The sequence below is a fragment of the Burkholderia sp. 4NA327C6 genome (assembly GCF_005502655.1).
GTDB classification, from domain to species: Bacteria; Pseudomonadota; Gammaproteobacteria; order Burkholderiales; family Burkholderiaceae; genus Burkholderia; species Burkholderia contaminans.
Genome location: NZ_SCNZ01000039.1, coordinates 63956 through 77234 on the forward strand (window position 1 = coordinate 63956; position 13279 = coordinate 77234).

The following is a 13279-nucleotide window of genomic DNA, read 5'->3' on the forward strand; positions in this document are numbered from 1 at the left end:
GCCCCCCTGCCGACCAACGTTTCGACCCGCCGCCGTCAGGCGGCCGCCTTTCCCTGGTTCTCGTAGACGAAATCGACGATCTGCCCCATCGCCTTGAAATCGCCGCTGCGGAAATTCGCGGGCAGCGGCGGCAATGCGTAGCGTGTCGTGATGCGCTGGATGATCTCGGTCTGCTTGACGGAGTCGATGCCGAGCTCGGCTTCCAGCTCGATCGATTCGGAGAACACCTCGGCCGGATATTCCATCGCCTGCGCGTAGATATCGACGAGTTCCGAGAACAGCTGCTCGCGCGGCACGTGTGCGGGGCGCGCCGCCGATGCCCCGGGTGCCGCGACCGCCGTCATGGCCACGCCCGGATCATGCGGCGCCGACGGCGCCGGAACCGCCGTCAGCGCGGGCCCGCCCACGGCCGCGAGGCGCGGCGCAGACGCGGCGATCGGGCCCGGCTGCGGCGCGATCGGCGTGGGTGCCGGTGCGGCGCCGGCCGGTGCCGCGTTTGCCACGTCGAACGCGTGACGCAGTTCGCCCTTGAGCCAGTCGACGATGTGCGGTCCACGCGCATGCCAGAACGCGTCGAAACCGGAGCCTGCATTGCCGATGCGAATATCGTCTTTCATGATGCTGTCCTCCTGGAAATAACGGGTGATCGTCGTGACGACGCTCGATTCCTCTGCCTCGTTCGACGGGCCGCCGAACGTCCTGACCGCGCCGGGCCCCGCGATGCGCACGACGATGCGCGCCAGCGCATTGAGCGCGCCGCATTCGACATATCGCGCGATGCCGTCCGCGCGCGCGGCGCGAATCGCGTCCGCAAACCGCACCGGCAGCACGAAATGCGATGCGAGCCGCGCCCCCGGATCGTCGATGCTGCTGTAGCGGCGGCCGAGAATCGGCGAATACACCGGAATCGCAAGCGGGACGGGACGGTATGCGGCAAGCCGCGCGGCGAACTGCATGCGCGCGCCAGCCAGATCGGGGTGATGAAAGCCGTACGGAGACCTGAGCGTCTGCGCAGCGACGCCGTGCGCCGCGCACGCTGCGACAAAACGTTCCAGCGCGTCGCGCGGGCCGGACACGACGGTCTGCGATGCGTGGTTCTCGACCGCGACGCAGACGTTGCGCACCGCGTGCGTGATCGCGCTCGAGTCGATCAGCGCGCGCGTCGCGTCCGCGTCCGCGGCGATCGCGGCCATCATGCCGTCGGCCGGCGCGGCTGCCTGCAGCGAGGCGATCCGGTCGCACACGATCCGCGCGCCCTGCTCGATCGAATACATGCCGCCGCACACCAGCGCCGCGATCTCGCCGAAGCTGTGTCCGATCAGCACGTCGGGCCTGACGCCGCACGCATGCAGCACGCCAAACATCGCGACCGACGTGCCGAAGATGCCGAGCTGCAACAGGTCGGGCGCTTCGCGCAACCACGTGTCGAGGCCCGCATCGTCGCGCCACAGCGCGCCCGTCAGCGGACGGCCGAGCCGTTCGCGCGCGACCGCGTCGATCGTGTCGAGCACCTGACGCACGCTGCGGTGTTCGCGGCCCAGTTGTCGCAGCGCGCCCGCATAGAACGCCCCCTGTCCCGGGAACAGGAACGCGCAGCCGCGCGCCTCCGCAACAGCCGCGTTCAGCCCGGCGTCGTTCAACCCGCGTCGTTCCATAATCCCAACCTCCCAAGGCTCTCGGCCAGCTTCAGTCTCGCGGTCCGCCATTTCGACACCGCGAGCACGCGCTGCCGGCGCGCATCGGCGAGCGCCGACTGCGCGTTCAGCAGATCCGTAAACGTGCCGACCCCGGCCTTGTAGCGCCCGCGCGCGATGTCGAGCGAATGCAGCGCGGTGTCGAGCAGATGCTGCGAGTTGTCGAGGTTCGCCGTGTCGGTCTGCAGGCTCTGGTAACTCTTCCACACGTCGAGCGACACCTGTAGTTCGGTATTGCGCACGTCGGCTTCCTGCGCGTCCGCCTGCGCCTTTGCCTCCGCGATCCGATACCCGGACGCGAACCCCTCGAACAACGGTATCGAGATCTGGATGCCGATCGAATTGCCGCGACTGCTCTGCAACTGGAACAGCGAAGGCTGCTGCTGGTATGACGGGTTGTTGCGCGAGAGGCTGCCCGTCAGCGAAATCGTCGGCAGCGACTGCGCGCGCACCGTGCGGATCTGGTCGCGCGCCGCGTCGAGCTTCGCGCGCGCGGCGACCAGCTTCGGGTGATCGCGCTTCGCTTCAGCGATCAGGGTCGCGACGCCGCGCGTGAAGTCGTCGCGATCGGGCGACGGGTCCGCGTCGGCGATGCGCAGCGGCGTGTCGGCGTCGACGCCGAGCGTCGTCGCGAGCGTGCCGATCGCGTTCTGCAGGTCGCCCTCCGCGCTCACGCGGTCGAGCAGCGCCTTGCGATAGGTCGTCTGCGCCTGCAACGCGTCGCCGAGCGTGCCCGCGCCGCCGTCGTGTCGCGCGCTTGCTTCGGCGAGGCTCTCCTGGGCCGCGTGTTCGACCGCCTGCGCGGCCTCGAGCGCCGCCTGCGCGTCGCGCAGCGCGTAGAACGCCTGCGCCGCGTTGTAGAAGACGTTCTGCAGTGCGTCGTCGTGCGTCGCGTTGGCCGCGCGCAGCAACGCGCGCGCACGGTCGAGGTTCGCGCCGCGCTTGCCGAAGTCGAACAGCACCCAGCTCAGGTTGAGCATGCCGTAGCGGCTGGTACTGCGCTGCCCGTTCGAAAAATCCCCGGTGTAGGTCGTGTTCACGTTGTCGCGCTCGATGCCGGCCGTCGCATTCAGCGTCGGCAGGTACGCGGCCTTCGACACGCCGACCTCGGCCGTCGCCGCGCGCGCGTCCGCCCACGTGCGGCTCAGTTGCGGATGCGTACAGATCGCCTGCAGGATCGCGTCCTCCAGAGCCAGCGGCCGGTCGTCGATGCGCCGTGCGCCGCACGCGGTGGCCGACACCATCGACCCGGCCTGCGTCGCCGCGACGTCGTCGCGCGTGCGATAGACGTCGAGCATCAACTGCGCGCACGCGGGCGGCGACGCCGCCGCGAGCGCGACGGCAGCCAGCACGATGACGAATGGTCGTTTCATCATTTACCGTCCTGCGACCGGCTGTACCGGGCCGGCATCGTGCGTCGCCTGTTGCGTCGCAGCCGGCACGCCGGCGGCCGACTTCGCCGCCGCCGCACGCATGGCTGCGGTCGACTGGTCGAGCACGACCTTCCCTCCCTGCAGCATGATCACGCGCTGCGCGGACGCGATCGTCTCCGGCCGGTGCGCGACGATGAGCCGTGTCATCGCGAGCTGCGTGACGGCCGCGTTGACCTGCATCTCGCGCTGAATGTCGAGATGGCTGGTCGCTTCGTCGAGCACCAGGATGCGCGGCCGCTTGTACAGCGCACGCGCCAGCAGCACGCGCTGCTTCTGGCCGCCCGACAGCACCGTGCCCATGTCTCCGACGAGCGTGTTGTAGCCCATCGGCATCGCCGCGATGTCGTCGTGCACGGCTGCGACGCGCGCGCATTCGGCCACCCAGCGCGGGTCCGCTTCGGGGTCGAAGAAGCTGATGTTGTCGGCGATCGAACCCGCGAACAGCACGTCGTCCTGCAGCACCGTGCCGACCAGCCGGCGCAACCGCTCGATGCCGAGCCGCGCCACGTCGAGCCCGCCGATGCGCACGGCGCCGCTCGTCGGCTCGTGAATCCCGAGCAGCACGCTGATCAGCGTCGTCTTGCCGCAACCCGACTGTCCGACGATCGCGACCGATTCGCCCGCCGCGATCATCGCGCTGACGCCGTCCAGCACCAGCGGCTCGCCGTCCGCATAGCGGAACGACAGCGCGTCGATCTCGATGCCGGCATCGAGCGCGTCCGCCTCGCCCGGCACGTTGCGCAGGCTCGCGTCGGGTTCCGCTTCGGCGAACACGATGTCGGCCAGCCGCTCGCCCTGCAACTGCAGCATCTTGACCTCGAAATACTTGTCGATCAGGCTGCCGACCCGGCTGTCGAACTGACTCTTGTACGCGTTGAACGCCATCAGCACGCCGACCGTGAACTGGCCGTCCATCACCATCCGCGCGCCGAGCCAGATGACCAGCACGTTCTCGATGCCGAACAACAGCCCGTTGAGCTGCTGATAGAAGATCTGCAGCTTCTGCACGTGCAGGCTCGCGTTGACCTGCTCGACCAGCAGCGTAATCCAGCTCGCGCGACGCTCCATCTGGCGGTTGAACAGCTTGATCGTCTTCACGCCGCGCACCGTCTCGAGGAAATGGCTCTGCTGCTTGGCCGCGTGCACGATCTGGTCCTCCGTCGCGCGCCGCAGCGGGGCGTACCACAGCCACCGTACGAGCGCGTACAGCGCCATCGCCGCCAGCGCGACGAGGCCGAGCACACGGCTGTAGACGAACATCATCGCGAGTGTGACGAGCGTCATCAGCCCGTCGATCACCGCGCCGAGAAACGACGTGGTCAGCGTCTGCTGGATCGTGTCGATCGAGCCGAAGCGCGACACGACGTCGCCGAGATGGCGCCGTTCGTAATAGCGCACCGGCAGGCTCAGCAGATGCGTGAACACGTTCGCGCGCCATTGAATGTTGAGCGTGACGCCGACGTACATCAGCGCCCACGCGCGAATCGCGCCGGTCGCCTGCTGCATCAGCAGCAACAGGCCGAAGCCGAGTGCGAGCACCGTCAGCAGATCGCGATCGGCGCTGACGATCACCTCGTCGATCACCCACTGCAGGAAAAACGGCTGCACGAGCATGAAGATTTCGAGCGCAATCGCCAGCAGCAGGATCTGTGCGAGCGATCGCGACAGCCCCGACACCGGGCCCAGCAGTTCGCGCAACTTGACCGCCGGCCGCGCCGCGCGCGGCGCGAAACCGGAGGTCGGCCACAATTCAAGCGCGACGCCGGTGAACGCGCGCGAGACGTCGGCGAGCGAGATCTTGCGGATGCCGTGCGACGGATCGTGAATCGTCGCGGTCTTGCCGTTCACTTCCTTCAGCACGACGAAGTGATTGAAGTTCCAGTGGAGCAGGCACGGCAGGCGCAACTGGCCGAGCTGATCCATGTCGAGCTTCACCGCGCGCGTACCGAGCAACAGCCGCTGCGCGACCTCGATCACGCGTCCGAGCCCAGCCCCCTTCAGCGATACGGGAAATTGCCCGCGCAGCGTCGCGAGATCCACGTGGTGGCCGTGATAGCCGGCCACCATCGCGAGACAGGCGAGGCCGCATTCGGCAGCTTCGGTCTGCAGGACCATCGGCAGCTTGCGGCCGAGGCCAAACGAAAGTCGATCGAGTAATGCCATGCGCGTGCTCGTCAGAGTTTGCCGGTCAGGCTATACAGCGGCTCGAGCACCCACTCGTACAGGCGCCTGCGTTCCTGCAGGATGTCCGCCTGCAGCGTCATGCCGGCCTGCAACGGTTGTTTCGCGCCGTACGCGGTCACGTGCTGCGCGTCGAGCGCGACGATCACGCGGTAGAAGGTCGCGTCGCGCTGCTCGCCGGGCGTAGCCGCCGGGCCGCCGTCGTTCGCGAGTTCGGTTGCCGACAGCGCCGTACGCGCGATCGACACGACCGTGGCCGGGTACTGGCCGAACTTCTGGTAAGGGAATGCCTGGTAGCGAACCCGCACCGGCTCGCCGACCCGCACGAAGCCGATCGCCGCGCTCGGCACGAACAGGTGCGCCTGCCAGTGCGCGCCGCCCGGCACGACGCTCGCGAGCGGGCGGGACGTATCGACCGACTGGCCGACGTCGGCGATCGCGGCCGTCACGATGCCCGCCTCGGGCGCGGTGACGACGATCCGGCGCTTCGCCTCGCTTTCGATCAGGTTCTGGTCGACGTCGATCACGTTGCGGCCGATCTGCGCGAGCTGGTTCTGCTGCTTGAAGCCGAGCCCCGCCAGTTCGTTGCTCGCCTCGGTGAGCGACTGCAGCGTCGATGCCCGGTCGCGCAGCAACCCGTTCAGCTTCGACTGCTGGTCGAGCAGGTCGGCCTCGCGCTGCTGCGCCTGGTCCTTCGAGATGTAATCCTGCGCGAGCAAGCCGCGATAGCGCGTGGCGCCATCGGCCGCGATCGACGTGCGCAGCCGCTGGGCCGCGAGCTGGTCGTCGATTTGCGCGAGTGCGCCTTTCAGGTTCGCGATCTTCGCGCGCAGCGTGTCGCGCTCGTCCTGTTGCAAACTGCGCGTCTTGTCCATTTCCGACAGCAGAGACGCCTTGCGCTGCTGCGCCTGCGCGATCAACGCGGCCTGCGTCGCGCCCTGCGCCGCACTTTGCAGGTCGGTCGACACCGCATACAGCGTCTGTCCGCGCGTCACGTGCTGCCCTTCCTTCACGTCGCGCTCGACGACGATACCCGGCTGCAATGCATAAACCTTGACCAGCCCCGAATCCGGCATCACCACCCCGGCGACCGTCGTGCGCCGCGTATACGTGCCGAACGTGAAGAACAGCACCACGCAGGTCGCCATGACCATCGCCGCGACCGTCAGCAGCGTCGTCGACAGCGGGCGCACCAGCACGATGTCGCCCAGCACGCGCCTGCGTTGGGCCTGTGCCGCTTCAGAACGAAAGAGACCGAACTCCATCTTCGCCAACGTATCGCCAAATATCGGAATCAGCGCTCATCCCGCTTCCACGCGCGGGAACGGGCACAAGCGATCCGGTATACAAAGAAGACCCGTGCATACCGGATCGTCGGTTCCATCGTCTGGAAACGCGGCGATTGCCGCGTTGCCTCAACGCGGGTGCCTTAGTACTGCGGGCCGCCGAACAGGCCGTCGAGCAGGTTCACGGCGGCGGTCGTGATCGTTTCGCCGATGTTGTAGGCCTGCTTGACCGGCGCCGCGAAAATGCCCAGCGTCAGCGCATTGCCGATGTTCTCGGCGGTGCTGCCAGCCCATTCGATGACGTTGCCCAGCGCGGACGGGATGCCCGGGCCGCTGTAGTAGCCGCCGGAAACTTGTGCGATTTCCTGATGATTCAGTTCTTGCATTGCATTTCTCCAGATTGAGAATGCTAGATAACCCATCTAGCGAGGCATCGAACGACGCCGCAATTGCGACGTGGATCAATACGTTAAACACCTGTTATTTTCCGGTGACGCAACCAAATCGCTTTAACCCGATTGAATTAATCCAATCACCGAATGACGAGCACGATCCCGTCGAATCGAAAGTATCGATCGACCGTTTCGTTTTATGCCCGCCTTCAATCGCTACCCGATCGGCCCGCCCTGTCGACAGGCGATTAAACCCCTGCCCGCCCGGCGTCCGGCACGACAATTCGGAACATGCGCGCCATCACTCATCGGCGCCGCAACGTCGCGCACGCCATGAAAAAGGAAAATGAATATCAGCCCGAGGATCGACCTGAAATGATTAAACGCTAATGCCATTCATCGAAAGAACCGATTTCTTTACAACACTGAATTCGACGCGCCAATGATCGGTTAATTTTCGGACGCTCTTTGTACGATACCGCACCATGGGGCAAACCCGATGTCCGCAGGCGATTTATTCTATTTTCATTGATAATGCGGAGCTCGAATGCCGTGATTGAAACCCGGCAGTTGATTCCGGATGGCACGGGCCCGGGTGGTTGAATCACGGGCGGAATTCGTCGAGCTGGCATGCCGATACACGGCGTGAATGAACGGCATGCGATGAGGCGGGCCGCCAGGAAACACGCGCCGGGGGCCATCCGGCCGTCCCGGCGCTCAACGTGTCGTTACCCCGCTTTCGGCTTCGCGAGCTGATCGGCAACCGGCAGGCTGCGGATGCGCGTGCCGGTCGCCGCGAAGATCGCATTGGTCAGCGCCGGCGCAACGGGCGGCAGGCCCGGCTCGCCCACACCGCCGAGCGGCGTCGCAAAATCGTCCGGCGCGACGAGATGCACGCGGATTTCGCGCGGCGCCTCGTTCATGCGCAGCACCTGGAAGCCGTTGAAGTTGCTCTGCTCCGGATGGCCGTCCTTGAACGTGATCTCGCCGTGCAGCGCGATGCCGAGCCCCATCACCACCGCGCCCTCGAGCTGCGAGCGTACACGCTCCGGATTGACCTGCGGCCCGCAGTCGATCGCGATGTCGACTCGCGGCACCGTGATCTTGCCGTCGGCATCGACCTGCACCTCGCACACCGCCGCCGTGTACGACACGAAGCTGCGATGCGCGGCAATGCCGAGCCCGTGGCCCTTCGGCAGCTTGCGCCCCCAGCCTGCTCCGCGCGCGACCGTCTCGACCACACGCCGCAGCCGGCCGGTATCGATCGGATACAGCGCCGGATCCTCGCCGTAATTCGCGTTCTTCACCGTGATGTGCGGCTCGAAACGCCGCGCGGGCCCGATCAGTTCAAGCAGGAAATCCTTCGGGTCGCGACCGGCCTCGTGCGCCAGCTCCGACACGAAACTCTGGATACCGAACGCATGCGGGATGTTGTAGACCGAGCGGAACCAGCCGATCCGCGTGTGCGCTTGCGCGGCCGGATTCTCGATCCGCACGTTCGGAATCGCGAACGGCAGGTCTGCGATGCCCTGCGCGAGCTCGCCCGGCTGCTCATGCACGATCCCGGCCCTGAACGTCGACTGGATCGACGGCGCGACCGTGCGATGCTGCCATGCGACCACCTTCCCCGATGCATCGATCCCGCCGTCGAACGCCTCGAGCGACACTGCGTGGAAATAGTCATGCGCGATGTCATCCTCGCGCGTGAACGTCAGCTTGACGGGCGCGCCCGCTGCCTTCGACAGCAACGCCGCCTCCACCACGTAGTCGGGCTTCGACTTCCTCCCAAAACCGCCGCCGAGCAGCGTCACGTTGACCGTCACGCGTTCCGTCGGCAACCCGAGCGCCTTCGCGACCTCGTCGCGCGTGGTCTGCGGCGCCTGCGTGCAGGTCCACACTTCGCAGCGGCCGTCGGCCACGCGTGCAACGGCCGCGGGCGGCTCCATCGTCGCGTGCGCGAGATGCGGGATGTAGTACGTCGCGCGCACGCGCTTCGCGGCGCCGGCCAGCGCCGCCGCTGCATCGCCGTCGTTGCGGATCACGTCACCCGGTTGCGCGGCAGCCGCTTCGAGCGTCTCGCGATACGCGGCGGAATCGTAGTTCGCGTTGGGCCCGCCCGTCCAGTCGATCTTCAGTTGCGCGCGTGCCTGGATCGCCGTCCACGTATCGCGCGCGACGACGGCCACGCCGCCGAGCGGCTGGAAACCGGACGGCAGCGGTGTCGGCGCAAGCTGCACGACCTTGACGACACCCGGCAGCTTCTCCGCCGCCGATGCATCGAAAGATGCGACCGTGTCACCGTAGGCAGGCGGTCGCGCGACGACCGCATAGAGCATCCCGTCGAGCCGCGTGTCGATCCCGTAGTGCGCACGGCCGCCGACGATGTCGCGCCCGTCGATCAGCGCCGTTTCGCCCTTGCCGATATAGCGGAATTCGGCCGGCGCCTTCAGCGCCACCGTGGCCGGATCCGGCGTCGGCAGCGCAGCTGCCTTCGCGGCCAGTGCGCCGAAGCCGAGCTTGCGCCCGCTCTTCGTGTCGACGACCTCGTGCACCGTCGCCTTGACCTGACGCGCATCGACGCCCCACGCTGCGGCGGCCGCCTGTTCGAGCATCGTGCGCGCGGCCGCGCCCGCGCGGCGCAGCGCGGCGAAGCTCTGGCGCAGGCTGCGCGATCCGTCGGTGTTCTGGTTGCCGTAGCGCGGCTCGTCGCCCACGGCCTGCGCGACCTTCACGCGCGCCCAGTCGGCGCCCAGTTCGTCCGCCACCACGAGCGCGACGCTCGTGCGCACACCCTGCCCCATCTCGGACCGGATGCAGGTCACGGTGACCGTGCCGTCCGGTGCGATCGCGACGAACAGGTGCGGATCGTCGCGCAACCCGTGCGGCATCCCGGCGCCGCCGAATTGAGGATTCGCGCTGACGGGCGGCTGCACCGGCACGGCCGCGTGAACGAGCGACGGCACGCCGAACGCGAGCAGCAGCCCGCCGGAGGCGAAGCCGAGCAGCAGCGCGCGACGGCTTTCGTTATGAACGGAGAGTTCGGGCGCGCTCATGCGGCACCTCCGCGGCGTACAGCCAGGCGGATCGCAGCGCGAATGCGCGTGTAGGTGCCGCAGCGGCAGATGTTGCCGGACATCGCATCGTCGATGTCGGCGTCGGTCGGATGGGGATTCGTCTTCAGCAGCGATGCGGCCTGCATGATCTGCCCGGACTGGCAGTAGCCGCACTGCGCGACGTTCAGTTCCTGCCACGCCTGCTGCAGCGGATGATCGAGGTTCGTCGACAGTCCCTCGATCGTCGTCACACGCTTGCCGGAAGCGGCCGCGACCGGGGTGATGCACGACCGGATCGCAACGCCGTCGACGTGCACGGTGCATGCGCCGCACAGCGCCATGCCGCAGCCGAACTTGGTGCCGGTATGGCCGAGGACGTCGCGCAGATACCAGAGCAACGGCATGTCGGGATTGCCGTCGAAGTGCTGCTCGCTACCGTTGACGGTCAGCGTGATCATCGTTCACCTCCTGGTCGAGGCGCCCGCATCGCACCACGGGTGCCGGGTGGGGATTCGAACGGCGGAGGGTGCGCACTGCTGCGCCGGCCCGATGCCGTCTTGTGGACTGCTCCGCCGGCAGGACCGGCGATCAATGCATTGTTGTCGGTGCAGCTGGCCAAGGATGGCTATCGGGCATGCGATCCGGATTGATAGCGGGCCGCACCAGCCCGGATTCTGCCCCATGCAAACCGTCACTCAGGCAACGCGATCATGGCGGGACTGCCAGAAATGGCGGCTCGGATCGCAGCCCTTGCGTGCCACGTTCGGCCCCCGCGACTTCGACATTGCTCGGGGGCGCCACAATCGTATGCGGAATCGTCCGGGCTCCAACTCTAACTGATGTGCGGCGGTTTTGCGTCGCCGGTGCATATCGGTACGGGCGAGAGACAAACCGGGGGGATGTTGAAAGGGAATCGATGACGCACGACGTTTGCCATGCGAGCGGGACCGACTGACGCACACGTCGAGCGCCAGTGCTTCAAGCGGATTGAATGCGCTTCAATGGAATACCGACGCAGGCCGTGAACGATGGCGCGCCGGGTGACCCGGCACGGTTCCCGACCTGCGTGGCCTCGATCGGCGCTCGAGTGATCGCCGGGCATCCCGCTCGTACGGCATGCGGGCACCCACCATGCTCACGGCGATCGCAACGCCTGCAAGCCCAGCGTGAGCGCGTTGAACGGCATCTCCGACGCGCCCATCGAAAAGCTCGTCGCCTTCGTGGATACCCCCGGATTGCGCATCAGCGCGTGAACGATCCGCTCGCTCGCATGACCGTCGCCGTACGGATTGCTCGCGTGCGCCATTTCCCCGTACGCGCTGTCGCTGTCGAACAGACGCGACGCCTCCCACACGATCCGCTCCTGATCGGTGCCGACGAGCCGCGCGGTGCCGGCCTGGATGGCCTCGGGCCGCTCCGTCGTCTCGCGCGTGACCAGCACCGGCTTGCCCAGCGCGGGCCCTTCTTCCTGAATACCGCCCGAATCGGTGATGATGAAATGCGCGCGCGACATCAGGAATACGAACGACAGATACTCCTGCGGTTCGATCAGGTAGATGTTCGGCAGGTGGCCGAGCCGTGCGCGCGCCGGCTCCCGCACGTTCGGATTCATGTGCAGCGGATAGACGAACTGCGCGTCGGGATAGCGGTTCGCGAGCGTGCACAGCGCATCGCAGAAATGCTGGAACGGCTCGCCGAAACTTTCGCGACGATGCCCGGTGATCAACACGACGCGCCGCGACGGTTCGAGAAACGGAAACTGCCTCGCGACCTTCTCCGACAACGTCGTGGTGTGATCGAGCATGCGCTTGACCTCGTGCAGCGCATCGATCACGGTATTGCCGGTCAGCACGACCGCCCCGCCCGGTACCCCCTCGCTGAGCAGGTTGTCGCGTGCTTGCCCGGTCGGTGCGAAATGCCACGACGACACTGCGTCGGTCACACGGCGGTTCAGTTCCTCCGGCCAGGGCGACCAGATGTCACCACTACGCAAGCCGGCCTCCACGTGCCCGACCGGCAAATAGCGGTAGAACGCCGCGAGACTGACCGCGAGCGTGGTCGTCGTATCGCCGTGTACCAGCACGACGTCCGGACGCAATTCGTCGAACACGATGCCGATTGCCTGCAGAATGCCGGTCGTGACGTCGGTCAGCGTCTGACTTTGCCGCATCACGTTGAGATCGTAGTCGGGCTTGATGTCGAACAGCGTCAGCACCTGATCGAGCATTTCGCGGTGCTGCGCGGTCACGCATACCCTGGCGTCGACACCTGCTTGTGCCTTCAATGCACGCACCAGCGGTGCCATCTTGATGGCCTCCGGCCGAGTCCCGAACACAAGCAAAATCTTCTTCATCGTTATCCTCGTTGAGCCGTTTCGCGCTGAATGACCCCGCTCGTGGCGCGAAGCATGTATTCAGGCGGCACCTCCCGTACTCGCACGCGGTCGACACACTGCGGTGTCGCGGAGCGAGCGCGCCGCCCGGTTCGCTCGGTCTACGCCATGCGAATCGTCGTACTACCAGCATCCCGTTGCGCTTGATCAGTCACGTGATGATTCGTTCGTCGCTTGGCCATGCGTCGCGTCCGATCGTCACGTCCTTTCCTCTACAGCAATATTCAAACCAGCCGCCCCGCGACCGTATCCGGTTCAAGCCGCATGCACCGCACACGCGCGGTACGCGATGGAATGTTTCATAACTGCTACGCGTTTCGCAGCGCCAATCAAGCGCGATACAGGCAAACATCGAGGCAGTCGCGCGATCCCTTCGACGGCGTGGTCCGACAAACATCGAACGCACGTCGAGCGTCCGTTGCGCATCGAATCGCTCGCATCCGTCGAAACGCGTTGCGCCTCCTTGATCCGCCACTATTGTCTGTGCAGCCGGCGGCGCGATCGATTGTCTGGCCGTGGCCATGCTCGATGGATCAACCCGACACGCAACGTCATTCACGTCGCACGAATCGACGGGGTGTGAAATGTTGCGAATGTGTAACGCTGGTCCGGAACGAGGTTGATGCATCGAAGTCCGGCCCATGCAACGCACGCGCCCTCTTGAAGCGCACCGGCATTCCAGCCTGCGCACACGCAACGAACAGCGCGATGCCCATCACCGCGTGGCGTCGCACTGCCGAGGCGGTGCAGGTTCCGCAGACAATCCGCTCGACGCACGACACGCACATGCTGCGACGCCGATCACATGCGGGCATTCGGCCGGTGCGCACGCTGATTCTTCGTTGAAT

Annotated in this window: 9 protein-coding genes; all 9 read right to left on the minus strand. The window is 66.4% G+C overall.

Annotated features, from left to right (window positions below; translation table 11 throughout):
• Positions 1-35: 35 nt before the first annotated feature.
• On the minus strand, positions 36-1655 hold the full coding sequence (locus FFS49_RS30695; RefSeq protein ID WP_105816873.1) for an acyltransferase domain-containing protein: 1620 nt from the start codon (positions 1653-1655) through the stop codon (positions 36-38).
• Positions 1637-3070: a TolC family protein gene (locus FFS49_RS30700; RefSeq protein WP_105816874.1), complete on the minus strand. Its 1434-nt coding sequence runs from the start codon at positions 3068-3070 to the stop codon at positions 1637-1639. The genes FFS49_RS30695 and FFS49_RS30700 overlap by 19 nt, the downstream gene beginning before the upstream one ends.
• Positions 3071-5290: a peptidase domain-containing ABC transporter gene (locus tag FFS49_RS30705; protein WP_105816875.1), complete on the minus strand. Its 2220-nt coding sequence runs from the start codon at positions 5288-5290 to the stop codon at positions 3071-3073. It abuts the gene before it with no gap.
• 11 nt (positions 5291-5301) lie between these two features.
• A complete protein-coding gene (locus tag FFS49_RS30710) occupies positions 5302-6573 on the minus strand; it encodes an HlyD family efflux transporter periplasmic adaptor subunit (protein WP_071334262.1) in 1272 nt (423 codons plus the stop codon).
• A 164-nt stretch (positions 6574-6737) separates the two neighbouring features.
• Positions 6738-6980 (minus strand): hypothetical protein, encoded by a 243-nt coding sequence (locus FFS49_RS30715; RefSeq protein WP_071334261.1) that lies wholly within the window; start codon positions 6978-6980, stop codon positions 6738-6740.
• A gap of 734 nt (positions 6981-7714) precedes the next feature.
• A complete protein-coding gene (locus FFS49_RS30720) occupies positions 7715-10039 on the minus strand; it encodes a molybdopterin cofactor-binding domain-containing protein (RefSeq protein WP_105816876.1) in 2325 nt (774 codons plus the stop codon).
• Complete coding sequence (locus FFS49_RS30725; protein WP_039347615.1) at positions 10036-10497, minus strand: (2Fe-2S)-binding protein; 462 nt, start codon at positions 10495-10497, stop codon at positions 10036-10038. Before FFS49_RS30725 ends, FFS49_RS30720 begins: the two co-directional genes overlap by 4 nt.
• A gap of 677 nt (positions 10498-11174) precedes the next feature.
• Positions 11175-12392 carry a UDP-N-acetylglucosamine 2-epimerase (non-hydrolyzing) gene (gene wecB, locus FFS49_RS30730; protein WP_105816877.1) on the minus strand — a complete coding sequence of 406 codons (1218 nt, stop codon included), beginning with the start codon at positions 12390-12392 and terminating at the stop codon, positions 11175-11177.
• Positions 12393-12982: 590 nt separating this feature from the next.
• Positions 12983-13279, minus strand: a 297-nt coding sequence (locus tag FFS49_RS42425) for a hypothetical protein (RefSeq protein ID WP_212746509.1), incomplete at its 5' end; no start/stop codon positions are given.